Source organism: Vibrio sp. TAP-3B, from assembly GCF_057784735.1.
In genome coordinates this window covers 2,161,108-2,185,554 of sequence record NZ_CM173495.1, presented here as the reverse complement: position 1 = coordinate 2,185,554, position 24,447 = coordinate 2,161,108, and the positions used below count along the sequence as shown (strand labels likewise).

At 47.1% G+C, this 24,447-nt stretch carries 25 protein-coding genes; 12 read left to right on the top strand and 13 right to left on the bottom strand.

What is annotated here, in order from left to right; genetic code table 11:
• Nucleotides 1–124 precede the first annotated feature (124 nt).
• The 3 genes from AC3D28_RS10335 to pfkA all read left to right on the top strand — a co-directional run bounded on the left by AC3D28_RS10335 (nt 125) and on the right by pfkA (nt 2,903).
• Complete coding sequence (locus AC3D28_RS10335) at nt 125–637, top strand: CpxP family protein (RefSeq protein WP_488534694.1); 513 nt, start codon at nt 125–127, stop codon at nt 635–637.
• 110 nt (nt 638–747) lie between these two features.
• Nucleotides 748–1,656, top strand: a complete 909-nt coding sequence (fieF, locus tag AC3D28_RS10330) for a CDF family cation-efflux transporter FieF (RefSeq protein ID WP_098414563.1) — start codon at nt 748–750, stop codon at nt 1,654–1,656.
• Nucleotides 1,657–1,940: 284 nt separating this feature from the next.
• Nucleotides 1,941–2,903: a 6-phosphofructokinase gene (gene pfkA / locus AC3D28_RS10325; protein ID WP_098414564.1), complete on the top strand. Its 963-nt coding sequence runs from the start codon at nt 1,941–1,943 to the stop codon at nt 2,901–2,903.
• A 98-nt stretch (nt 2,904–3,001) separates the two neighbouring features.
• Here pfkA and AC3D28_RS10320 read toward each other — a convergent pair whose 3' ends face one another.
• A complete protein-coding gene (locus tag AC3D28_RS10320) occupies nt 3,002–4,384 on the bottom strand; it encodes an MATE family efflux transporter (RefSeq protein ID WP_488534693.1) in 1,383 nt (460 codons plus the stop codon).
• 219 nt (nt 4,385–4,603) lie between these two features.
• Here AC3D28_RS10320 and AC3D28_RS10315 point away from each other — a divergent pair, with 219 nt between their 5' ends.
• The 3 genes from AC3D28_RS10315 (at nt 4,604) to AC3D28_RS10305 (ending at nt 7,489) form a co-directional block, all read left to right on the top strand.
• Nucleotides 4,604–4,894: a co-chaperone GroES gene (locus tag AC3D28_RS10315; protein ID WP_098414566.1), complete on the top strand. Its 291-nt coding sequence runs from the start codon at nt 4,604–4,606 to the stop codon at nt 4,892–4,894.
• 77 nt (nt 4,895–4,971) lie between these two features.
• The gene (gene groL, locus AC3D28_RS10310) at nt 4,972–6,609 is read left to right on the top strand and encodes a chaperonin GroEL (protein WP_098414567.1); all 1,638 of its coding nucleotides are present in this window, start codon (nt 4,972–4,974) and stop codon (nt 6,607–6,609) included.
• 316 nt (nt 6,610–6,925) lie between these two features.
• On the top strand, nt 6,926–7,489 hold the full coding sequence (locus AC3D28_RS10305; RefSeq protein ID WP_488534692.1) for a VC2662 family protein: 564 nt from the start codon (nt 6,926–6,928) through the stop codon (nt 7,487–7,489).
• Nucleotides 7,490–7,589: 100 nt separating this feature from the next.
• On the opposite strand, the gene AC3D28_RS10300 is transcribed toward AC3D28_RS10305, so the two are convergent.
• Together AC3D28_RS10300 and epmB are read right to left on the bottom strand one after the other, a co-directional pair.
• Complete coding sequence (locus AC3D28_RS10300; RefSeq protein WP_488534691.1) at nt 7,590–8,087, bottom strand: MgtC/SapB family protein; 498 nt, start codon at nt 8,085–8,087, stop codon at nt 7,590–7,592.
• A 95-nt stretch (nt 8,088–8,182) separates the two neighbouring features.
• The gene (epmB, locus tag AC3D28_RS10295; RefSeq protein ID WP_488534690.1) at nt 8,183–9,205 is read right to left on the bottom strand and encodes an EF-P beta-lysylation protein EpmB; all 1,023 of its coding nucleotides are present in this window, start codon (nt 9,203–9,205) and stop codon (nt 8,183–8,185) included.
• Nucleotides 9,206–9,237: 32 nt separating this feature from the next.
• On the opposite strand from epmB, the gene efp reads away from it, so the two are divergent.
• Nucleotides 9,238–9,804 carry an elongation factor P gene (efp, locus tag AC3D28_RS10290; RefSeq protein WP_098414571.1) on the top strand — a complete coding sequence of 189 codons (567 nt, stop codon included), beginning with the start codon at nt 9,238–9,240 and terminating at the stop codon, nt 9,802–9,804.
• 245 nt (nt 9,805–10,049) lie between these two features.
• Here the strand turns inward: efp and frdD are convergent, their stop codons facing one another.
• Genes frdD through frdA form a run of 4 tightly spaced genes read right to left on the bottom strand, consistent with a single transcriptional unit; the run spans nt 10,050 to nt 13,385 of the window.
• Nucleotides 10,050–10,427: a fumarate reductase subunit FrdD gene (frdD, locus tag AC3D28_RS10285; protein ID WP_098414572.1), complete on the bottom strand. Its 378-nt coding sequence runs from the start codon at nt 10,425–10,427 to the stop codon at nt 10,050–10,052.
• A 12-nt stretch (nt 10,428–10,439) separates the two neighbouring features.
• A complete protein-coding gene (gene frdC, locus AC3D28_RS10280) occupies nt 10,440–10,823 on the bottom strand; it encodes a fumarate reductase subunit FrdC (protein ID WP_098414573.1) in 384 nt (127 codons plus the stop codon).
• A gap of 1 nt (nt 10,824) precedes the next feature.
• Entirely contained in the window at nt 10,825–11,583 is a 759-nt protein-coding gene (locus tag AC3D28_RS10275; RefSeq protein ID WP_098414574.1) for a succinate dehydrogenase/fumarate reductase iron-sulfur subunit, read from the bottom strand.
• The gene (gene frdA / locus AC3D28_RS10270) at nt 11,583–13,385 is read right to left on the bottom strand and encodes a fumarate reductase (quinol) flavoprotein subunit (protein WP_098414575.1); all 1,803 of its coding nucleotides are present in this window, start codon (nt 13,383–13,385) and stop codon (nt 11,583–11,585) included. The genes AC3D28_RS10275 and frdA overlap by 1 nt, the downstream gene beginning before the upstream one ends.
• A gap of 430 nt (nt 13,386–13,815) precedes the next feature.
• On the opposite strand from frdA, the gene epmA reads away from it, so the two are divergent.
• From epmA to AC3D28_RS10250, 4 genes are all read left to right on the top strand, one after another.
• Nucleotides 13,816–14,787, top strand: coding sequence for an elongation factor P--(R)-beta-lysine ligase (gene epmA, locus AC3D28_RS10265; RefSeq protein ID WP_488534689.1), 972 nt, complete (start codon nt 13,816–13,818; stop codon nt 14,785–14,787).
• 26 nt (nt 14,788–14,813) lie between these two features.
• Complete coding sequence (locus AC3D28_RS10260; RefSeq protein WP_179885616.1) at nt 14,814–14,963, top strand: hypothetical protein; 150 nt, start codon at nt 14,814–14,816, stop codon at nt 14,961–14,963.
• Between the two features lie 125 nt (nt 14,964–15,088).
• Entirely contained in the window at nt 15,089–15,724 is a 636-nt protein-coding gene (locus tag AC3D28_RS10255; protein WP_098414577.1) for a TetR/AcrR family transcriptional regulator, read from the top strand.
• Between the two features lie 138 nt (nt 15,725–15,862).
• Nucleotides 15,863–16,837 carry a DHH family phosphoesterase gene (locus AC3D28_RS10250; protein WP_488534688.1) on the top strand — a complete coding sequence of 325 codons (975 nt, stop codon included), beginning with the start codon at nt 15,863–15,865 and terminating at the stop codon, nt 16,835–16,837.
• 41 nt (nt 16,838–16,878) lie between these two features.
• Here AC3D28_RS10250 and AC3D28_RS10245 read toward each other — a convergent pair whose 3' ends face one another.
• The 5 genes from AC3D28_RS10245 to AC3D28_RS10225 form a co-directional block, all read right to left on the bottom strand.
• On the bottom strand, nt 16,879–18,009 hold the full coding sequence (locus AC3D28_RS10245; protein WP_488534687.1) for a murein hydrolase activator EnvC family protein: 1,131 nt from the start codon (nt 18,007–18,009) through the stop codon (nt 16,879–16,881).
• Between the two features lie 56 nt (nt 18,010–18,065).
• Nucleotides 18,066–18,884: a serine O-acetyltransferase gene (cysE, locus tag AC3D28_RS10240; RefSeq protein ID WP_098414579.1), complete on the bottom strand. Its 819-nt coding sequence runs from the start codon at nt 18,882–18,884 to the stop codon at nt 18,066–18,068.
• A 68-nt stretch (nt 18,885–18,952) separates the two neighbouring features.
• Nucleotides 18,953–19,990, bottom strand: a complete 1,038-nt coding sequence (gene gpsA / locus AC3D28_RS10235; protein ID WP_098414580.1) for an NAD(P)H-dependent glycerol-3-phosphate dehydrogenase — start codon at nt 19,988–19,990, stop codon at nt 18,953–18,955.
• 183 nt (nt 19,991–20,173) lie between these two features.
• Nucleotides 20,174–20,638, bottom strand: a complete 465-nt coding sequence (gene secB / locus AC3D28_RS10230; RefSeq protein WP_098414581.1) for a protein-export chaperone SecB — start codon at nt 20,636–20,638, stop codon at nt 20,174–20,176.
• Nucleotides 20,639–20,843: 205 nt separating this feature from the next.
• Entirely contained in the window at nt 20,844–21,278 is a 435-nt protein-coding gene (locus AC3D28_RS10225) for a rhodanese-like domain-containing protein (protein ID WP_488534686.1), read from the bottom strand.
• 553 nt (nt 21,279–21,831) lie between these two features.
• Here AC3D28_RS10225 and gpmM point away from each other — a divergent pair.
• Nucleotides 21,832–23,364 (top strand): 2,3-bisphosphoglycerate-independent phosphoglycerate mutase, encoded by a 1,533-nt coding sequence (gpmM, locus tag AC3D28_RS10220; RefSeq protein ID WP_098414583.1) that lies wholly within the window; start codon nt 21,832–21,834, stop codon nt 23,362–23,364.
• 112 nt (nt 23,365–23,476) lie between these two features.
• Here gpmM and AC3D28_RS10215 read toward each other — a convergent pair whose 3' ends face one another.
• Nucleotides 23,477–24,364: a DMT family transporter gene (locus AC3D28_RS10215; RefSeq protein WP_098414584.1), complete on the bottom strand. Its 888-nt coding sequence runs from the start codon at nt 24,362–24,364 to the stop codon at nt 23,477–23,479.
• Nucleotides 24,365–24,447 lie beyond the last annotated feature (83 nt).

The window sequence follows — 24,447 nt, the reverse complement described above, 5'->3', positions numbered from 1 at the left end:
AAAAATCACTCTTTACGATTCTTTACGCTCTCTATACGTCGTTTTACCTAGGAGGTCGTATTCTATAATCAAGCGCTGTGAGAACAGCTCAGAAAAATCACTCACCGGGGTAAGGAATAGAATTATGAAATCTGTAAAAAAACTTGTGTTAGCTGCTGTGGTTCTACCTCTCACGTTAGGTGCTACAAGCGCATTAGCTTACGGTGGTAAAGACCATCATAGAGGCGCACGCGATGAGTGCGGTGTGGGAATGGACCGTGGCATCATGCGTGAACTGAACTTGACGGATGCTCAAAAAGGTCAGTTTGAGTCTTTCCGTGATGCAAACCGCGCTGAGATGAAAGGTAAATACGCTGAAAATCGTCAAGCGTATAAGGCAGAACGTCAAGCGCACCACGCAAAAATGCAATCCCTCATGATGGCAGATGATTTTGATCAAGCGCAGGCAACGGCGTTAGCCAAAGAAATGGTGGAACGCCAAACTGAGCACCGCGTAAAAATGCTGGAAAGAAAACATCAGATGTTAAGTGTATTGACGCCAGAGCAAAAAACCGAATTTATGAAACTGCAAAACGAACGCATGCAAGAGTGTGGTGACAGAATGCAGCAGCGCATGGGTAAGCATCGTAATAATTAAGCCATTATCGAATCATATTAAGGAGGCAGCCATGGGTTGCCTCTTTTTGATCTGGTTATTTCATACGCATTCAATATACTCAACGTATGGTTTGAGTTAACTATTTGATTATGAAACAGCAATATGCACGATTAGTTACGACGGCGGCTTGGACGGCAACCATTGTGGCGACGCTTCTTCTCATTGTAAAAGTCATCACGTGGTGGGTGACAGGATCGGTCAGTCTGTTGGCGTCACTGATCGACTCGATGTTGGATATCGCCGCTTCGGTGGTCAACCTCATCGTCGTCCGCTTTGCCTTACAGCCAGCAGATAGAGAACATACTTTTGGTCATGGTAAAGCTGAATCGTTGGCGGCCTTGGCTCAGGCGATGTTTATCTCCGGTTCTGCGGTCTTTTTGATCCTCAATGGGATCGATCGCTTTTTCCGTCCGCATGCGTTACATGCGCCGGAGCTCGGTGTCTATGTATCGCTGTTTGCCATTGTGGTCACACTTGGCTTGGTGATGTTCCAAAAACATGTGGTACGCGTGACCGGCAGCCAAGCCATTGCGGCGGATTCACTCCACTATCAAACCGATTTATATATGAATGCGGCGATTATGGTTGCACTTGGCTTGAGTTATTTTGGGGTGACGCAGGCCGATGCGGTGTTTGCCATTGGTATTGGCATCTATATTCTGTACAGCGCTTTCAAAATGGTGAGCGAGGCTATCCAAACCTTACTGGATAGAAAGTTGCCGGATGAGGAGTTACAGCAAATTCGAGCCGAGTGCTTCAAAGTGACAGGGGTTCTCGGGGTGCATCAGCTGCGTACTCGTATGTCAGGCCCGACGCGATTTATTCAGTTGCACTTAGAACTTGACGATAACTTACGTTTAATTGAAGCGCACCACATCGCAGATAAAGTAGAGGCAAGTCTACTGACTTTGTTTCCTGAAGCGGATGTGTTGATCCACCAAGATCCATTGTCGGTGGTTTTTGGCTCGGAGAAAGAGCAAAAAGCTCAAGATTGGTAGTGTGCGAGAAATCAATCGGTGTCTGACGACAAACAGGCGCTTATTGACTATCTTTCCAACTATACTTGCTAAGAATCGTGATCCTGATGTGAATCAACAAAGTTTTATAGAGAAACTGTAATACTCTTACATAAGTAGAAAAGTTACATAAAAAAGTGCGTTTTCATTGGTAATCCGGTAGAGGAAATGTAACATAACGCACAGTTCTGGATTATGCAGGTTGCTTGGTAACGAGGGGCCTAAAAGAAAATTAAATAATTGATTGCCAAAGATCGAGGGTGAGCATGATTAAGAAGATCGGTGTTTTAACAAGTGGCGGTGACGCTCCTGGTATGAACGCTGCAATACGCGGCGTGGTACGTACAGCACTATCCGAGGGATTGGAAGTATGTGGCGTGTACGACGGCTACCTAGGCCTATACGAAGGCCGCATCGAAAAGCTAGATCGTTCTAGTGTTTCAGATGTGATCAACAAAGGTGGTACGTTCTTAGGTTCTGCACGTTTCCCTGAATTTAGAGAAGTGGAAGTGCGTGAAAAAGCGATTGAGAACCTCAAAAAACATGGTATCGACGCACTGGTTGTTATTGGTGGTGACGGTTCGTACATGGGGGCAAAAAAGCTGACTGAAATGGGTTACCCATGTATTGGTCTGCCAGGCACCATCGATAACGATATCGCGGGTACTGACTATACCGTTGGCTATTTAAGTGCGCTAAATACAGTTATTGATGCTATCGACCGCCTACGTGACACCTCTTCATCTCACCAACGCATTTCAATTGTAGAAATTATGGGTCGCCACTGTGGTGATCTCACTCTGATGTCTGCAATCGCTGGCGGCTGTGAGTACATCATCACCCCAGAAACGGGTCTTGATAAAGAGAAGCTGATCAGCAACGTCAAAGATGGCATCACAAAAGGTAAAAAGCACGCCATTATCGCGCTTACTGAGCTGATGATGGACGCCAACGAGCTCGCACGTGATATCGAAGCAGCAACCGGTCGTGAAACACGCGCAACCGTACTTGGTCATATCCAGCGTGGTGGTCGTCCAACGGCCTTCGACCGCGTTTTGGCGTCTCGTATGGGTAACTACGCGGTTCATTTATTGATCGAAGGTCATGGCGGGCGTTGTGTCGGTATCGTAAAAGAGCAGCTTGTTCACCACGATATCATCGATGCTATCGAAAACATGAAGCGTCCAGTACGTAGTGATCTATACAAAGTTGCGGAAGAGCTATTCTAAGTAAGGTTGAACTCGACAATCAAAAATACAAAAACCGCGGCTCTCCGCGGTTTTTTTGTATTCTAGTGCTAATAGGTTGGCTCGTAATATAATGATCTTTAAGAAGTCAGGTTTTGCTTCATAAGCATCCGTCTTCGTTCGCGTAGCGCAAACAGGTAACCCAACACTCCGCCGATCGTATTACCGACGGCGATGCCAATGAATAAGCCTTCAATATTATAAATCTGACTGCCGATCCAAGCGGAAGGCAAAGTAAAGACGAACAGACGCATGAAGCTCCATTGGAACGCACGCAACGGCTTGTGCATTGAATTGAGCCCGCTGATCAACATCATCACGATGCCTTGAAAACCGTAACTAAATGGCACGACGAGCAAGTAATGCCACAGCAGGTTTTTTACGGTCTCTTCTTGTGAAAACAGCGCCGCCAGAGGAATGCTCAAAGGCACCATGGCTAAGAAAATGAAACCTTGGAATACGACGGAAAAGCGCATGCTGAGAAAGAGCCCTGAGAAAGCCCGCTGAGGATTCTTTGCCCCTAAGTTCTGCGCCATGAAGGGGGTTAATGCTGAAGTTAATGACATCAAAACCAGAATCAGTATGGACTCAATTCGCTGTGCCGCGCCATAGGCCGCGACCGCAGCGGTTCCGTGATGTGATAATAACATCATCAAAACGGCCCCTGATAACGGGTTCATCGCAGTGGACAGAGCCGCGGGCGTTCCGATCTTTAATGTTTGTTGCCAGTCTTGCTTTAAATATCCCCATTGCGGTTGAGCGAGTAGCTTCTCGCGTTTAACCAATACGTAGAAGGACCCCAACAAGGCACCTAACCAGCTAAACGCACTGGCAATCGCGGCCCCTTGGATACCAAGCTCTGGGAATGGACCTAAGCCGAAAATCAACAATGGGTCTAGCATGCCATTGATCAGGCCTGCCAGCATCATGATCTTAGCCGGTGTTTTGGTATCACCAGAGGCGCGTATTGCACTGTTGCCAGCCATTGGGATCACCAACAGAGGGATGGTCAAGTACCACACCTGCATGTATTGTTCGATAAGCGGGATTAGGTCTTCAGTGGCGCCCAGAAAGTGAAACAGTGGTCTGATCGTCGCGAAGCCAACCGAAGATGCTATCGCCACCAGTAATACGGCTAACAGCAGGCCGTGAGTCGTAAACCGAGCGGCTTGTGGCGCATGGCCTTGCCCGAGTAGACGACCAATGTTGGTCGAAAGCCCCATCCCAATGCCCATCGTGATACAGTTAACGGCGAAAGTGACCGGAAAAGTATAACTGATCGCCGCCAGAGCATGGGTGCCAAGGAGCGATATAAAGAATGTATCGACCAAGTTAAACATCAAAATAGCGACCATGCCCAAGGTCATTGGGACGGTCATTTTCCGCAGTGTTTCAGGAATAGGAGCGGTCAACAAACCATGCTTATCGGTCGCTTGAGTTTCCGGTTTGTTATTTTCCTGCATGTTGGACGTCTATCTGGTGAGCAAACTGCAAGGATACAAGAAACCAAGAAAGTGAGCGAGTGCGCATTTCTCGCGCAAACCGTTGCGATCTTTTAACTAAGTCACAAAAAAATCATACCCGCCCCTTGGGATCGTTGCTTCGACCCCTTATATAGTGATCACGTGCCCTAAGGCGGGCAATTATCAAATAAACATGGAAATTTTCAGGAGAGACGACCGATGAACATTCGTCCATTACATGACCGAGTTATCGTTGAACGTAAAGAAGTTGAATCCAAGTCTGCTGGTGGCATCGTTCTGACTGGTTCTGCTGCAGAAAAATCAACTCGCGGTGTTGTTCTAGCTGTGGGTAAAGGCCGCATCCTAGAAAACGGCACAGTGCTACCGTTAGACGTTAAAGTTGGTGATACCGTTATCTTCGCCGAAGGTTACGGCACAAAGACTGAAAAAATCGACGATAAAGAAGTGCTTGTCATGTCTGAAAACGACATCATGGCAATCGTTGAGTAATAGCAAGCATTGGGTAATTTTTTGCTCAGATTCAATAACGAGATTAAACACAAAGAATTTTAGAAAGGAAATCAAAGATGGCTGCTAAAGACGTTAAATTTGGTAATGACGCACGAGTTAAAATGCTAGAGGGTGTGAACGTTCTGGCTGATGCGGTAAAAGTAACCCTCGGACCTAAAGGCCGTAATGTTGTTCTAGATAAATCTTTTGGCGCACCAAGCATCACGAAAGATGGTGTATCTGTCGCGCGTGAAATTGAGCTAGAAGACAAGTTCCAGAACATGGGCGCACAAATGGTTAAAGAAGTTGCGTCTAAAGCAAATGACGCAGCGGGTGATGGTACAACAACGGCAACAGTACTCGCCCAATCTATCGTCAACGAAGGTCTAAAAGCGGTTGCTGCAGGCATGAACCCGATGGATCTTAAGCGCGGTATCGATAAAGCGGTGACTGCAGCGGTAGAGCAACTGAAAGAGCTGTCTGTTGAATGTAACGACACAAAAGCCATTGCACAGGTTGGTACAATCTCTGCGAACACGGATGTCAGCGTTGGTAACATCATTGCGGAGGCAATGGAGCGTGTAGGTCGTGACGGTGTTATCACTGTTGAAGAAGGTCAGGCCTTACAAGACGAATTAGACGTTGTCGAAGGTATGCAGTTCGACCGTGGTTACCTGTCCCCGTACTTCATCAATAACCAAGAAGCTGGCAGTGTCGAGCTAGACAACCCATTCATCCTTCTCGTTGATAAGAAGATCTCAAACATCCGTGAACTTCTACCAACGCTAGAAGCCGTAGCCAAAGCATCACGTCCATTGCTCATCATTGCAGAAGACGTAGAAGGCGAAGCGTTAGCAACACTGGTTGTGAACAACATGCGTGGCATCGTGAAAGTGGCTGCAGTGAAAGCGCCTGGTTTTGGTGATCGTCGTAAAGCAATGCTACAAGACATCGCTGTTCTAACAGGTGGTACGGTCATTTCTGAAGAAATCGGTCTAGAACTTGAAAAAGTCGCGCTAGAAGACCTAGGTCAAGCGAAGCGTGTTTCTATTACGAAAGAGAACACCACTATCATCGACGGTATCGGTGAAGAAGAGATGATCTCTGGCCGTGTCGCGCAGATTCGTCAACAAATCGAAGAGGCGACTTCAGACTACGACAAAGAGAAGCTACAAGAGCGCGTTGCTAAACTCGCAGGTGGCGTTGCTGTCATCAAAGTTGGTGCCGCAACTGAAGTTGAAATGAAAGAGAAGAAAGATCGCGTAGAAGATGCACTTTCTGCAACTCGAGCGGCAGTTGAAGAAGGCGTGGTTGCTGGTGGTGGCGTTGCGCTAATCCGTGCGGCTTCTAAGATTGTTGATCTTCAAGGTGACAACGAAGAGCAAAACGTTGGTATCCGTGTAGCACTCCGTGCAATGGAAGCGCCAATTCGTCAAATTGTGAAGAACGCAGGTGAGGAAGACTCAGTTGTAGCGAATAACGTCAAAGCGGGTGAAGGTAGCTACGGTTACAACGCCGCGACAGGCGAATATGGCGACATGTTAGAAATGGGTATCCTAGATCCAACAAAAGTAACGCGTTCTGCTCTGCAATTCGCAGCATCAGTCGCGGGTCTGATGATCACGACTGAAGCCATGGTGACGGACCTACCTCAAAAAGATGCACCAGCGATGCCAGATATGGGTGGCATGGGTGGTATGGGTGGCATGATGTAGCCATCTATCTCTTCGCTTTGAGGCTTGCCTTATAGTGTAAAGATAACCGATTAAACCATATGAAAGTCGAGGCTGTTAGCCTCGACTTTTTTTATGCGTGAGAGATGTTGAATTTGGTTTGTTAAAGCGTTTTAGAGTGTGAGCGGTAAGTTTACGAAATGTCAGCGTAAATACAGGACAATAGTCGCAGAATTTTTTTCTTTTTTACTCAGATGGTTAAATCTGACCGACCGCTAACAATTTTAGAGTGTAGATAGCGCAAAATCTGAACATTACACTATGTTGTAAATTGTTGCTTACTATCATGGAGATGAAGATGAAAAAGCTTATTACGTCATTGGCTGTTGCAGGCGCTATTGCATCACCAGTTTCCTTTGCTGACAGCACACCTGTGATGTTTTCTACTATCGATAATACCAACGTACCCTCTAATTCAGAGGTCGGCGGCGTTCGTTTAGCGGTGCTACATGGTCAGGTAAATGAAGTCAAAGGTATCGATTTTTCACTGCTTGGTATGTCTGAAACGGATCGCACGACGGGTGTTAACTTCGGTCTGTTTTTTGGTGCAGCAAAAGTAAATCAAGAAATGAAAGGCGCATCGCTGGGCTTAGTCAACTGGAACCAAGGCCAAACAACTGGCGTGAATTTAGGGGCGGTAAACATCACCAACAACGTGAAGGGCTTAAACTGGAGTGCGGTGAACTACTCTGAAGGTTACACCATGGCGGATGTTGGTTTAGCAAGCATCTCTAAAAAGTCTAATTTCCAGTTTGGTTTCTTCAACATGACCGATCAAATTGATGGCGTACAAATTGGTCTTTTGAACTGTGCCGACAATGGCTTCTTCAAGTGTTTCCCACTCATCAACTTCGCTAAATAATCTCTGAGCAAGTCAGAATCTTTAGATATCGAAAGCCCTCGATATTCGTCGAGGGCTTTTTAATTACTGATGGGGTGAAGCGAGTTTATCGGCGCGTTAACTATTTAATTAAGCGGGATGAGGTTTTGCGTTGTTGAATTCTTTGGTGAACCCCACGGCGCAATGCTTTGATGTGGTTTTCTGCTTTATCCACGCCCAGTAACACCGTTAAAGCCAGTAGGGTAATGACCACCGACTGCGTTAAATAACCCAAACCGATCATCAACCCTAATCCTGCCAGTACCCAAATAACCGCTGCGGATGTTACGCCGTGGATTTTTCCATCGAGTGTCATCATCACGCCTGCGCCCAAGAAGCCGACGCCAGTAATAATCTGACCAAGCACGCGTGCTTGATCGAGTGTATTTGGCGATAACGATACTGCCATCGACATAAACAGGTAAGTGCCTGAAATAATAAGAATTGCCGTGCGGATCCCCACAGCTTTACCACGAGTTTGGCGTTCGATACCGATCATTAGCCCATTAATGGCGCAGCATAGTAGGGCAGGCCAGCTGAATGGGCCAAGATCGAAAATTTGTTCGAGTGCTGTATGCATCTTGACCTCCAAAAGAGCGGAGTATGCATAGACTTACCGTGCAAAGCGAACAAAAAGGAACGGTCGTGACGACAAATTTAATTGAGCGTCAGGACCTATTCTAAATGCAAATCCAATGGCGTTTTACTTGGCCTGCCACCAATTTCTCGTGTCAGTTTTGGTACCAGATAACCCGATACACGTGTGATGAGTCCACGCATAATCGTTTTCGCTTCTTGGTCCGAAATAAAGTAGTGCGCCGCGCCTTGCACTTTATCAAGAACGTGAAGGTAATAAGGCAGAATCCCCGCATCAAACAGAGCTTCGCTGAGTGCTACTTGGGTATCAATGGAGTCATTCACGCCTTTTAGCAGTACACCTTGATTGAGCAATGTGATGCCTGCTCGTTTGAGCTTGAACATCTGCTCAGCGAATTCGTCATTGATTTCGTTGGCGTGGTTGATGTGGGTGACGAGGATGATTTGTAACCTCGATGCTTGCAACAGTTGGCACAGTTCGTCGGTGATGCGAGCAGGAATCACCACTGGTAAACGACTGTGAATACGCAGACGTTTAATATGGGGTATTTGAGCGATGTGCTCTAACAGCCAATGAATTTCATCATCTTTTGCCATTAGCGGATCACCACCAGAGAAAATGACTTCGTTTAGTTCCGGTTGTTGAGCCATATATTCTAGGCATTTGCTCCACGCCTGTTTACCGCTTTTATTTTCTTGATACGGGAAATGGCGCCGAAAACAATAACGACAATTGACGGCACAGCCACCTTTGACAATCATGAGCGCACGGTTACGATACTTGTGCAGCAAACCGGGAACGTTGTTGTCCTGCTCATCGAGCGGATCGTTGGAATAGCCTGAATGAACCTCGAATTCGTCACTTAACGGTAAAACCTGACGTAAAAGAGGGTCTTTAGGATTGCCTTTTTCCATCCTATCGACAAAACTTTGCGGTACGCGCTGTGCAAACAGCTTGCGCGCGGCAAACCCGTCTTGCCACGGTGAAGGATCAATTTCCAATATTTCGAGCAATGTTGCGGGATCAGAGATCCCATTCGCCAATTGTTTGAGCCAGTTTTGCTCAACAGAATCGACTTTTCGGGTTATTATGTGCGGCATTGAATTTAGCTCTAAGAATGTAAGAGGAAAAAATGGCTACAGTTAGCACCAATGAATTTAAAGGCGGTCTTAAGTTAATGTTTGATAATGAGCCTTGTGTCATTCTGGAAAACGAATACGTTAAACCAGGTAAAGGCCAAGCGTTCAACCGTGTTAAAATTCGTAAACTTCTTTCTGGTAAAGTGCTAGAGAAAACATTTAAATCTGGTGACACTTGTGAAGTGGCAGACGTAATGGATATCGATCTAGATTATCTATATTCAGACGGCGAATTCTACCACTTTATGAACAACGAAACCTTTGAACAGATCGCAGCTGATGCGAAAGCGGTAGGTGAAAACGCCAAGTGGCTGGTAGAAAACAACACTTGTATGATAACACTTTGGAACGGTAACCCAATTACGGTGACACCGCCAAATTTTGTCGAGTTAGAAGTGGTTGAGACTGACCCTGGCCTAAAAGGTGACACACAAGGTACGGGTGGTAAACCAGCGACACTATCAACTGGCGCAGTTGTTCGTGTTCCTCTGTTCATCTCAATCGGTGAAGTGATTCGAGTTGATACTCGTACTGCCGAATACGTTGGTCGTGTTAAGTAATTCACCTCAAACTTATTAAAAGAAAAGGTCGCGTTAGCGACCTTTTTTATTGCCTGAGGATAAGGTGACTCAGTGAGATAATCCGTTTCACATTGGTGATGTAGGCGGCATAAGCAGAATGATAAATAGCTTAGAGAGTAAATAGATCATGGATGACTAAAAGCTTAAAAAGCCCAAAAGTTCTTCGCTGACCTAAAGCAATAAAAAAGCTGGCATATAGCCAGCTTTTCTTTTTCGTCAGTATCTTAAATCATGAAAATAAAAATAATCGCCAGTGCAGTAATCAGGCCTGAAAACGCGTAGCATGCGATTTTACCCACCACGCCAGTGTGGAATTTAAGGTCATGCATGCCGTGGTGAAAACGGTGCATGGCGTGCCACATTGGCAGGGCTAACGTACCGATGATGAACAATGCTCCGATGATGCTGGTTGCGAATTCAGAGACACGCTCATAACTTAGCGCTTCGGCATCAATCACCCCTAATGGTGCTAAGATGCCCAACACCAGTACCGTGATTGGGGTGATCATCGCAAACCACGTACCGCCAGCGCCGAACAGTCCCCACCAGATGGGTTCATCAGAACGCTTTGGTGTTTTATTTACACTATAATTTGGTTTCATTGCGAACGCTCCTTACACCACGATGAGAACAATCAGTGAGATGAACGCCACCGCGGCCCACTGAGTTAATACGATGATCTTCTTATCCACCAGTTTGCCTTTTAAACGAATAGGCATTACTTGAGGCATCATGCTGAAGAAGGTTTGTGCGTGAAATAGGCTCCCTAATAATGCAACGATGTTGATCGCCACAACGATAGGGTTGGCCATAAACGCTAACCAACCTTGCCAGGCTTCAGGACCTTTGACTAAGCAGCCTAAGCCAAAGGTTAGGAACAACGTGAATAAGATCAGCGGAAGCACCGTGGCTTCACGTAGCATATAGAAGCGGTAGAAAGGATGGTTCTTCCACCAAGTGCGTTTTACTTCACGAACGTAAGGTTTACGGTTGCTCATCCTATGCCTCCACTTTCTTTGGCGAACCATCAGGTTTCAACATCGCAATAACGAAGTCCATGGAAGACTCCACTTTGCCTTGGTTTACTGCGGCTGCTGGATCTACGCTCTTCGGACAAACTTCAGAGCAGTAACCAACAAAAGTACAACCCCAAGCGCCATTTTCACCGTTAATCAGCGTCATACGTTCGTCTTTACCGTTATCACGGCTGTCTAGGTTGTAACGGTGCGCCAGTGTGAGTGCCGCAGGGCCAATGAACTCAGGGTTCAAACCAAACTGAGGACAGGCTGCGTAGCACAGACCACAGTTGATGCAGGCGGCAAATTGTTTGTACTTCGCCATTTGTTCTGGCGTTTGTAAGTTGGTGCCGTCTTCCGGTTTGCGGTCGTTACCAATGATGTAGGGTTTGATGGCTTCAAGGCGCTCAATGAATGGCGTCATATCCACGATCAAGTCTTTCTCGATTGGGAAGTTTGCTAATGGCTCGATAGTCACGCCATTGGGGTAATCACGGAGGAAGCTCTTACACGCAAGTTTAGGGACGTTGTTTACCATGATGCCGCAAGAACCACAGATCGCCATACGACAAGACCAGCGGTAAGACAGATCTTTATCGAGGTGATCTTTGATGTAGCCTAGCGCATCGAGTACCGACATGGTTTCATCAAATGGTACTTCGAACGTTTGAGTATATGGTTCTGCGTCTTTTTCTGGGTCGTAACGCAGAATGTCTACTTTTTGAATGCGATTTGCTGACATTATACTTGCTCCTCTGCGTTCTTCTCTTCCGCCGCTGCAGCCTTATCTGCTGCCTCACCGTATAGACGAGCTTTTGGTTGTGACTTAGTGATGGTCACGTTGCTGTAGTCGATGCTTGGTGAAGAATCAGGTTGGTAGAAAGCAAGCGAGTGTTTTAGGTAGTTGATGTCGTCACGTTCGGTAAAGCCTTCGTCTAGGCGTTGGTGCGCACCACGAGATTCCTTGCGCAGAATCGCAGAGTGAACCATTGCTTCTGCGACTTCTAGGCCGTAGCCGACTTCGATCGCGTAAAGAAGGTCGGTGTTGAACACTTTGCCTTTGTCTTTGATACTGATGCGCTTGTAACGCTCTTTTAGCTCGGTGATCTTGTCGATGGTTTCTTGCATCAAATCTTCTTGTCGATAGATACCACAACCCGCTTCCATGGTATGACCCATTTCGGTACGGATATTTGCCCAGTTCTCGTCACCTTCTTGGTTCATCAGTGTGGCGATGCGTTCTTCAACGGCTTTAACTTGAGCATCAATTGCCGACTCGTTCCAGCCTTTGAATTCTGCCGCGCGTTTCACCGCGTTTTCACCGGCTACACGGCCAAAGACCACGAACTCAGCTAAAGAGTTAGAGCCGAGACGGTTAGCACCGTGCAGGCCAACCGAAGCACATTCACCGACGGCGAACAGACCTTTAATGCGAGTTTCACAGCCGCCGTTGGTTTCAATACCACCCATGGTGTAGTGAACGGTTGGACGGATTGGGATTGGCTCTTTCGCAGGGTCAACGTTCACGTAAGCTTTCGCGAGTTCACAGATAAACGGTAAGCGCTCTTGCAGATACTCTTCGCCTAGGTGGCGAAGGTCTAGATGTACCACATCACCGAGCGGGTGCTTGATGGTGTTGCCTTTTTGTTGCTCGTGCCAGAAAGCTTGAGAAACTTTGTCACGAGGACCCAGTTCCATGTATTTGTTTTTCGGTTGACCGACTGGTGTCTCAGGGCCCATACCGTAATCTTGTAAGTAGCGGTAACCGTCTTTGTTGACAATAATACCGCCTTCACCACGACAGCCTTCGGTCATTAGAATGCCCGTACCTGGAAGACCCGTTGGGTGGTACTGAACGAATTCCATATCACGCAGAGGAACACCATGACGGTAAGCCATTGCCATCCCATCACCCGTGACGATACCGCCGTTGGTGTTACAGTGGTAAACACGACCCGCGCCACCTGTTGCAAGTACAACCGATTTCGCTTTAATGGTCACAAGTTCGCCTTCAGACATGTGAATCGCAATCAGGCCTTGTACTTCGCCTTCATCAACAATCAGATCCAACACAAAATACTCATCAAAGCGGTTGATGTTGCTGTACTTCATGGATGTCTGGAATAAGGTGTGAAGCATGTGGAAGCCAGTTTTATCCGCAGCGAACCAAGTTCGTTCAACCTTCATACCACCAAAGCGGCGTACGTTGACTTCACCGTTCTCTTTACGACTCCATGGGCAACCCCATTGCTCCATTTGGACCATTTCGCGAGTCGCGTTCTCTACAAAGTATTCAACTACGTCCTGTTCACATAGCCAATCGCCACCGCCAACGGTATCGTTGAAGTGGTTGTCTAAGCTATCTTCATCCTTGATAACTGCTGCTGAGCCCCCTTCTGCTGCGACCGTATGGGAACGCATAGGATAGACTTTAGAAATCAACGCGACTTCTAAGTCAGGGTTTGCTTCAGCCGCCGCAATAGCAGTACGAAGACCAGCGCCGCCTGCGCCGATGACTGCGATATCTGTGGTGATAATTTGCACAGTTATCCTCCAGTGTGTGATTGCGGAAAACCGCTTGTTATTGTCATTACGAGGTGCTCAATAAAGCGAACTCCCCAAAAGTATTAGGGCCAGTGTAGAGGAGCGACATAGCAAAAAAATTGATGTATTTGGGTTTTTGCTCCGGTAATGCACTTAAGAGCATAGAATTTATAGGTTATGTGATTGCTATCACGGCACGAGGTTCTTGACGGTTAAGCGTTTATTGCAACGAATGTTAAGCGTGTGTTGCTGATATTAATTGCATTGATATCCCCATTGTGATTGAGAGATTTTTGTACTGCAGCACGAGTAATGCTTGTTTCAAAAGTAAGCGAAGCGAGTCAACAGAGAGGAGGTTCCTTGCTCCTCAGTAGGAAAAAGCATGTAGAATAAGGTTTTCTTTACTAAATTAGAGTTTGAGAGACTTGTTATGCAACCTAACTGGCGACCAACGGCTTCCATTGAACAACTGCGTCAACGTGCGAGGTTAATCGAGGCTATTCGCCAATTCTTTGCCGAACGACAGGTGATGGAAGTTGACACACCTGCGATGAGTCACGCGACCGTCACCGATATTCATCTGCATACTTTTCAAACCGAGTTTGTTGGCCCAGGTTATGCCGATGGCAGTAAACTGTTTTTCATGACCAGCCCAGAGTTCCATATGAAGCGCTTATTGGCAGCGGGCAGTGGCTGCATTTATCAGATCAACAAAGCGTTTCGTAATGAAGAAAACGGTCGCTATCATAATCCAGAATTCACCATGCTGGAGTGGTACCGTGTTGATTTTGATCACCATAAGCTCATGGATGAAATGGATGATCTGCTGCAACTGGTGTTGAAATGCGCCGCCGCCGAGCGACTGACTTACCAACAAGCGTTTATGGATGTATTGGGAGTGTGCCCACTTGACGGCACCATGACAGAGCTCAAAACGGCAGCGGGGAAACTAGGATTGAGTGACATCGCAGAGCAAGAAAAAGACCGCGATACCTTACTGCAATTGCTGTTTAGCGTAGGAGTGGAAAAAAAAATTGGTCAGGATGCGCCGGCTTTTGTGTACGACTTCCCAGCATCGCAGGCCGCGCTGGCGAAAATCAATCTTCACGATCACCGTGTAGCGGATCGCTTTGAGGTGTACTTTAAAGGCATTGAGCTGGCGAACGGTTTTCATGAACTGGACAACCCGAACGAACAATTGGCGCGCTTTGAACAAGACAACGCGAAGCGAGTGGGGATGGGGTTAAAACCGCAGCCGATCGATTATCACCTGATTGCTGCACTAAAGGCAGGGTTGCCAAATTGTGCCGGAGTGGCGCTAGGGATCGATCGCCTGATCATGCTCGCTCTTGGCTGTGACCATATTGATCAAGTGACCGCTTTTCCATTTCCAATCGCATAAGAACACACGGTGAACTTGGCGGCGGCATGTTTGTATTCTTCGCTCTGCTTAGTCATCGCAGTTTAGCGCTTTTAGGTTGTTTTTTGAGTATGGCGTGGGCGATCGGCATTTTGCGGGTGAGTGTCGCCATTCAATGGTGGCAAGGGCATACCTCGGAAAGCAAGCCTGTGAGTTAGACCTTGTCGCTCACTTAATAGGTAGGCTAACTGGTCTGTTATGTTACCGTATTTGGAGCCTCTATCGACCTAGGTTGGTGAAGTCGCTATACTCGATTCGTTAATGAAGAGGGAATACGATAACAATGAAAACGCGCGATAAAATCGTCTACGCGGCACTGGAGTTGTTTAACCAACATGGTGAACGTAACATCACCACTAACCACATTGCCGAGCACATCGAAATCAGCCCGGGTAATCTCTATTACCACTTCCGTAATAAGCAAGAAATCGTGCGTGAGATCTTTGCGCTGTATTCAGCAGAACTGTTAGAAAGGTTTGCCCCTATCCAAGGCTCGCAAGAAAGCCTGACGATGCTGAAGAGCTACCTAGACTCCATCTTCACATTGATGTGGAAATACCGTTTTTTCTACGCCAATCTGCCAGAAATTTTATCACGTGATGAGCAACTGCATGAGCAGTACATTGATGTGCAAGAAAAGCTACAAGCGAACCTTATTGCGATCATGCAGGAATTTGTGTCGCTGAAACTGCTTGATGTTGATCAACAACAATTAAAGTCACTGGTGTGCACGCTGCATTTGATTGCTTGTAGCTGGTTGGCGTATCAATCAGCGATGGCATCGAAAACTCGTATTACCGAGCAGATGGTCAAGCAAGGGATGTTGCAGATGCTTAACGTCGTGAAGCCTGTCGCGACTGAGCAAGGTTTAGAGCAGCTGCTATTGTTAGAAGATGCGGTCAGCAATCTGCATAGTTAAACTTCAAATTGTCGCGATATTTCGAGAGTTGTGTTCATCTTCGGTCATAACTTAAGTTGACTTATCGCACTTGCCAGCATGTATCCCGTCCCCAGTTTTTTGTTGGGGTTCGATTCAGGATAAAGGAACTATCGCTTCATGAATTACGACATTTTTAATGGTGATGCCGATGGCATCATCGCTTTGCTGCAATTGCGTTTGATCGAGCCAATCGACGCCCAGTTAATCACAGGTGTCAAACGTGATAGTAAGCTGGTGGAAAAAGTGGCTGCGCAAGCGGGAGATGAGCTGACAGTGTTAGATATCTCGATGGAAAAGAACATGGCAGGTCTAGAGCAAGCATTGGCTCAAGGCGCGCACGTGTTTTACGTCGATCACCATAAAGCGGGCAATATTCCTCTGCATGGCAATTTGGAGTCACACATCGATCTCGATGCCAATATGTGTACCGCTTTAATTGTCGATCAATTGCTAAATGGACGTTTTCACACATGGGCGATTACGGCGGCTTATGGCGATAACCTGATAGCTAAGGCCGATGAGTTGACAGATCAAGCGGGTTTGTCATCGGAGCAGAAAGCGCAACTTAAAGAGCTCGGCACGCTGATCAACTACAACGGCTACGGATCGAAAGTCGAGGATTTACATTTTCACCCTGCGGATTTGTATCAAGCTTTACTCCAATACCCGTCGCCATTTGATGTAATTGCTGATACAGGGTCGCCTTACTATCAACTGCGAGCGGCTTATCAACAAGATATGGATGCAGCGCAAGCAGTACGAGCGACGTATGAAAGCGATAAGTTGAAGCTGTTTGAACTGTCGAATTGTGCAGCCTCACGCCGAATCAGCGGAGTGTATGGTAACTGGTTGGCCAACCAGACCCCAGAGGTCGCTCACGCCGTATTAACGCAAAATGCCGATAGCACGTACACGGTATCTCTGCGCGCGCCGTTACACAACAAACAAGGTGCTATGGCGGTGTGTGGTCAGTTCCCGACGGGAGGCGGTCGAGAGGCGGCGGCCGGTATCAACGCATTAAACAAAGGCGATGTGAACGCGTTTATTGATGCAGTAGAAACGTACTACTCGTCACGCCGCCACGACAATTGAATATAAAAAAGGAGCCGAGCGGCTCCTGTTTTATTTAGTATTTATAGACGCTTCAACCAGGACTTAGGGTTCTGCGCTTTACTATTACGACGAATTTCGAAGTAGAGTGATGCGCGGTCTTGACCACCAGTGTCACCTGCTAAGGCGATCACTTCACCTGCGGTGACTCTGTCGCCTTCTTTTTTGGTCAAAGCTTGATTGTAGCCGTAAAGTGTCATATCACCTTGGCCGTGATCGAGCAGTACCACCAAACCGTAACCTCGCAGATACTCCGCAAACACCACTGTGCCCGGATAGACGGCTTTGACTTGTTGACCATAATTAGCAGAAAGCACCATGCCTTTCCAGTTCACTTGTCCGGTTTGGCGAGTGCCGAAATTATGCAGGACTCTACCGTTCACTGGCCATGGCAGCTTGCCACGTTGTTTACCCAAGCCATCCATGGGGACGGCATTGCGTTTCGCCGCTTTGGCGATTTCTGCTTTTAAGCGGGTTTCGTTGCGTTGCAGTTCTGCTAGGTAACGCTGGTCGTTTGTGATGCGGCTTTGAATTTTATTCAGTGTTTGTTTACGTTTCGATTGGGTGCTTGCCAACGCCGTACGTTTGCGTGACTGCTGCTTGAGTAAGCTTTCTATCTGCTCTTTTTCTAGCTCAAGCTGGTTTTTGTTGTGCGCCAGATCTTGAGTGGTTGTAGTGATCGCATCAATCACTTTTGCGCGTGCTTTGGCTAAGTGTTGGAAGTATTGGCTAATACGGTCTTCCTCCACACCTTGATTCAATAGGTGACCATTGGCTTTGGCACGATCTGTGACATAGTACGTTTGCAGCAGTTGTTTAAGTTCTTCTTCCTGTGCTTGGCGTTGAGTCTCTTGTCGCGCAATTTTTTCTTCGAGTCGGCTGATGTTTTGATCGGCTTGGGCGAGCTCCGCTTTGGTCTGCCTTATTTCTCGTTCCAGCTTAGCAATACCGAGCTCTTGGTCTTTCAAGGACTTTTGCAGATCGTTAAGTTGTTTTTCTTGAGAAGTGAGCGCTTGGCGTTGGCGGCTTATCTCACTGGATACGCCTTTGAGCTCTTGCTGACTAGCGGCAGAAGAGAGCAGGGGATAAGTGGCAGATAAAGCACAAGTTAATAAAATAGCCGAGCGTAGCACTGGATGATTTTTTGTTCGCACTTGAGAGACCTACCACATTATTTCAAAGCATAAGGTCAATCGACCCTAGGTGATGATTAAATACCATCTCCATGGATAAAGCTTTGTGTGCCATTAAAGCCTTGGTCCATATCGAGAGAAGGTTTGTCCGTTTTTGGACGACCGACGATTTTTGCAGGTACGCCTGCTACAGTAGTGTGCGGTGGCACGGCTTGCAATACCACAGAGCAAGAGCCTATTTTTGCTCCTTCGCCTACGGTGATATTACCCAAGATCTTGGCTCCCGCACCGATCATCACGCCTTCACGAATTTTCGGGTGACGATCGCCAGATTCTTTACCCGTACCACCTAAAGTCACATCTTGCAGAATCGATACGTCATTGTATACAACGGCAGTCTCACCGATAACGATGCCCGTTGCGTGGTCTAACATGATGCCACTACCGATACGAGCAGCAGGATGAATATCGACCTGACATGCGACCGAAATTTGGTTTTGCAGATAGGTCGCCAGCGCATGGCGGCCTTGCTTCCACAACGAGTTTGCGACGCGATAGCCTTGAAGCGCATGATAGCCTTTTAAGTACAACAATGGCATTGAGTACATAGACACCGCTGGGTCACGATTAACGGTTGCACAAATGTCACACGCCGCAAAATCGGTAATGGTCGGGTCGGCAGCAAATGCTTCTTCTACCACTTCTCGTACTGCCATCGCGGGCATTGATGCCGTATTTAACTTGTTGGCCAAAATGTAACTCAGCGCCGCACATAAACTGTCATGCTTGATGATGGTGGCATGATAAAAGCTGGCCAACATGGGCTCTTGCTCTGACATTTCACGGGCTTCTGAGACAATTTTGTTCCAGACTTTTTGTTTTTCGCAGTGTTTCATTCTCAATGTCCTGAGTGGTTCTTCCGTGACCCGACAACTTCTCTTCTTTCAGGTGAGGTGCGAAGGGGTTACTTCCCTTCGGCTTTTTTGTCACGAGCCAGTAAATCTTGCGCTGCCAGGCGTGCGTCCTTCCCTTGATACAATACTTGATATATTTGATCAACAATTGGCATCTCAACCCCCATGCGTTGAGACAGCATCCACACTTCTTTGGTGTTGCGATAACCTTCAACCACTTGACCAATTTCTTCTTGAGCGATGTCGACATCTTTACCTTGGCCTAGCGCTAAACCAAAGCGGCGGTTACGAGATTGGTTGTCGGTACACGTCAAAACAAGGTCGCCCAAACCAGCCATGCCCATAAAGGTTTCTGGTTTTGCACCGAGTGCGGCACCGAGACGGCTCATTTCTGCCAAGCCACGGGTGATTAACGCGGTACGCGCGTTGGCGCCAAAACCGATGCCGTCAGACATTCCGGCACCAATGGCAATCACGTTTTTCACTGCGCCACCAAGCTGCATGCCGATGAAATCACTATTGGCGTAAACACGGAAGGTTTTGCTGCAGTGAATCTTCTCTTGTAGGTCGACAACAAATTTAGCATCAGGAGACGCAACCGAAATTGCGGTTGGCATACCCATCGCTAATTCTTTCGCGAAAGTCGGGCCGGACAATACTGCCAGAGAGTAGTTTTCGCCGATGATATCGAATGCCACGTCTTTTAAAAGGCGACCTGTTTCTGGTTCAAGTCCTTTGGTTGCCCAACAGATACGAGAGTCTTCACGTAAGAAAGGCTTACAGCTGTTAAGTACGATGCCAAAAACATGGCTTGGGACCACCACTAACAAATCCCGACTGGCTTGAACGGCTTTTTCTAAGTCCGATTCAATAATCAAGCTTTTAGGGAAATCAACGTCGGGTAAAAACGCGTGGTTTGCTCGATCGGCTTCAAGACGAGCCATGTGCTCTGGCTCGTGGCCCCAAAGAACAACGTTTGCGCCGTTACGAGCGAGAGAGATCGCTAATGATGTGCCGTACGAGCCAGCTCCAATCACCGTCATAGCGATGTCTTTACCGTAAGCATTGTGAGTGTTTGCTTGTGTCATGCTACCGCCTAATAGTCTTTCTACTAGTATAATCTAGTTCTTCATCGTCAAATTTTACGCGCTATGACGATGAGGAACCAGAAATAAAAAATGCACATTGCATCAGATTGTGGACGCTATGTGCATTTTATTCGGATGTGTGGCGGGAATGCTTACTGCGCTACGCCACTAACAAAACGTGAATTACGCTTCAACTTCGTCTTGCTGAGCTTGCTGTTGCAAGTAGTTCATGAATAGCGCATCGAAGTTAACGGGCGCTAGGTTCAGTTGAGGGAACGTACCTTTAACCACTAAGCTTGAGATAGTTTCACGAGCGTATGGGAATAGGATGTTCGGGCAGAATGCACCTAGGCAATGCGCGAGTTGACCCGCTTCCATTTGCTCAGCAGTGAAGATGCCACCTTGTTGAACTTCACATAGAAACGCAGTTTCTTCTTCGTTCTTAACCGTAACGGTGAGACGCAGAATGACCTCGTAAACACCTTCACCAAGCTCGCGGCTTTGCGTGTCTAGGTCTAGTTTAACGTCTGGGTTCCATTCTTTTTGGAAGATTACTGGAGAGTTAGGCGCTTCAAAAGAAACGTCTTTTAGAAAGATACGTTGAATTGCGAAGTTTTGTTGTGCTTCTTGTGGTGCTGCTTCAGCCATTTTTTAATCCTTAATAAACATTGGTTGAGTCTAGAACCGTCTAAACTCAGAAAACTGGTTTGTCCTGAGACTAACTGAGCAAACCTACCTTGACTAGATGAAGCATGTATTACGTGCAAAGCGTCACAACTTAATGCTTCAAGTGCTTTCTATTTGCTCAGTTTATTACCCATGAGGCTTGGCAAAGTTACGGTGAATACGAGCCTTACTTTTTACCACGAACTAGAGGTAGATTGGCTTCATTCCAAGCCGTCAAGCCATTTTTCAGTAGGCTGACTTTTTCAAATCCTGCCTTGGCCAGTAGGTTGGCGCTTTCTTGAGCATTTTGGCCCGTCTTGCATACCACAATGATTGGGTCTGATTTGTGGTTTTCAAGGCTACCGAAGTTACCCGCTTTAATCTCGGACGGTAAAATGTGAAGTGAGTCGGTGATGTGACCTTTTTTGAACTCGTCTTTCGTACGGATATCTACGACTACGCCGTTTTCGCGGTTCATTAGGTGAGTCAGTTGGTTTACGTTGATTTCTTTGTATGCCGCTGTCGCTGACTTCATGAGGTTCATGATAAATGCGACAAGAAGACCTACCCAAACCAAAGATAGGATCATGTTCTGTTGGAAAAATTCAATGTACTCTTGCATGTCTTGAGCTCTTACGCTGTTGGCGGAAAAATAAAGCAGGAGTATAGCGAGGTTAAGCGTTTTAGGCGAGAGGGTTAAAATTTTCTAACGAATAATTGAGATCTCTATAAATTCCCTACATCGTTGCTGTCCTTTGGCTGGCGCCACGATTGTTGATTGTTTTTGTCTATTGAGTCCATCGGTGTAAGTGACTTCTTTTTTGCTGAAGTAAAGACAACAATGGGTCTTATGTACTCACTATTAACGTTTGACGCTCCTAGTCACGTGTGCATTTTGTCTGTGATAACGGAGCAAATAGAGAGCAAGGAAATCAAACGTAGCCATGAGTGTACAAAGCGTATTGAGAATGACTATGCTTGTGGGACATGTTTGTCGGCGCTGACTTGTTGCCCGGTAACTTGTAAGATAACAACAATAAATCGCGAACATTATTTGATCTTAACCTACAGTTTTGGCTACAAAGTGTAGTAAAATTACGCTAGTTTTGTTTCAAGGTTAGAAGGGCAGCGAAGCTCTACGCCAAAAGTTACTTAAATTTGATGAGGTCATCACTATGTCAGCTAAGAAGCCACTGGCTCTAGTTATCCTTGACGGTTACGGTTACCGTGAAGACACAGCAAGTAACGCAATTGCGAATGCGAAAACACCAGTATTGGATGCACTGATTGCGAACAACCCACATACACTAATTTCTGCTTCAGGTTTAGATGTTGGCCTGCCTGACGGTCAAATGGGTAACTCTGAAGTTGGTCACACTAACATTGGCGCAGGTCGCGTTGTATACCAAGATTTAACTCGTATTACGAAGTCTATCGCTGACGGTGAGTTTGCAGAAACCCCAGCGCTAGTTGAAGCGGTTGATGCCGCAGTGAAAGCAGAGAAAGCCGTTCACATTATGGGGCTTATGTCTCCTGGTGGCGTACATTCTCATGAAGATCATATTTACGCCGCCGTTGAGATGGCAGCAGCACGTGGCGCTGAAAAGATCTATCTACACTGCTTCTTAGATGGCCGTGATACGCCGCCGCGCAGCGCAGAAGCTTCTCTACAACGTTTCCAAGATCTGTTTGCGAAATTAGGCAAAGGGCGCGTTGCTTCATTGGTGGGACGTTACTACGCAATGGACCGTGACAATAACTGGGACCGCGTTCAAGTTGCTTACGATCTGCTTACTCAAGCGAAAGCCGAGTTCACCGCTGAAACGGCAGTGGCGGGTCTAGAAGCCGCTTACGCTCGTGAAGAAAACGACGAATTTGTGAAAGCCACCGTCATCAAGGCGGAAGGCGAAGAAGATGCAGCCATGCAAGATGGCGATGCGGTTATTTTCATGAACTACCGTGCTGACCGTGCACGTCAAATCACGCGTGCATTCGTGCCTGACTTTGACGGTTTTGAGCGTGCAGCATTCCCAGCCATTAACTTCGTAATGCTGACACAATACGCGGCTGATATCCCTCTCGCCGTTGCCTTTCCTCCAGCGTCACTAGAAAACACATACGGTGAGTGGTTATCTAAACAAGGTAAAACTCAGCTTCGTATCTCTGAGACAGAGAAATACGCACACGTGACTTTCTTCTTTAATGGTGGTGTTGAGAGCGAGTTTGAAGGCGAAGAGCGTCAGCTTGTCGCGTCACCAAAAGTCGCGACGTACGACCTACAACCAGAGATGAGCTCTTCTGAGCTTACCGAAAAGCTGGTTGCGGCTATCAAGTCTGGTAAGTTTGACACTATCATCTGTAACTACCCGAACGCCGATATGGTTGGTCACACTGGCGTTTATGAAGCGGCGGAGAAAGCCATTGAAGCGCTAGACGAAAGTGTGGGTAAAGTCGTTGAAGCTATCAAAGCCGTAGGAGGACAGTTACTGATCACGGCCGATCACGGTAACGCAGAAATGATGGTGGATCCAGAAACGGGCGGCACGCATACCGCGCACACTAGCCTACCAGTACCGCTCATTTACGTTGGCGACAAAGCGGTTGAGTTCAAAGAAGGTGGTAAACTGTCTGATCTAGCACCAACCATGCTTTATCTCGCAGGCCTAGAAACTCCGCCTGAAATGTCTGGCGATGTGCTCGTTAAATAATTAACGGACATTCAAAAAGACACAAGCCCGAGTAAAGCTCGGGCTTTTTTGTTGTTTAGAGAAGAGGGCTTACACGGTTTATGCTTAAGGGGATCGTAAGGGCGATGTGATGTTACTGGACTAAAATTCCTGCGCCGACTACGGCTAGTGCCGCCCCCAACCAAGCGAATCGATTGGGTCTGCGTTTGGTATAAACCCAGAGGAGTGGCAATAACATGATAGGAGTGGTGGAAGATAGCAGCGCAACCATGCCGACATTTCCTTGCTGCAAAGCGTATAAAATTAAGGTCATACCAACGGCCATAGCAAGAAAGCCATTCAGTGCGGTAATACCGAAAACGCGCCATGTAATACGTTGAGTAGAACGGGCAACTTTGACTCCAACGATTAGCAGCATGCCGTGAGCAATAAAGGCGCTGATCATACGAATCGCTGAAGCGGCGATAGGGTCGACGCTAGTTTGCATCACAGGTTTAGCGATGATGCCTCCTAATGCTTGGCACATTGCGGCCGTTAGTCCCAGTCCTACGCCTACCCAGAGGTTGCCCTTAACCTCCTCAAGGACATTATAGGTTTGTCCTCGCCGGCCAAAAAAAATGGCCATCACAACACCACTAAACACAAGTGCTGCGCCAGTCAATTCGAGTGCGGTCATGCTCTCACTAAATAGGAAGTAACCTAAGAGAGCGGAGAACACCGCATGGCACGAGAACAGTAAGCCTGCTTGTCTTGGTCCCATCCGATTCAAGCAAGCAAACAGGGCGGTATCGCCAATGAAGATACCAATCAAACCAGAAGCCATCATTGGAGTAACGTGTTCTATCGAAACAGTCAGCCAGCCACCTGTTACCCAAGCCATGATGGATAGGATCGCTGCCGTGCAGCCCATACGCCAGCGACTATAAGAAAAGGCGCCCAGATGTTGCGCAGGAATGACGGAAATTAGACTAGAAACCGCCCACAGAAAAGCGGCGCCCAGAGCAAGCCATTCATAACCCATGATTAATGACGTCCTTGTAGAGTCGAGAAGCCTTAATATGCACGAAATTTTATCGATGTAAAAGCCGCTCAGTGATGGCAATG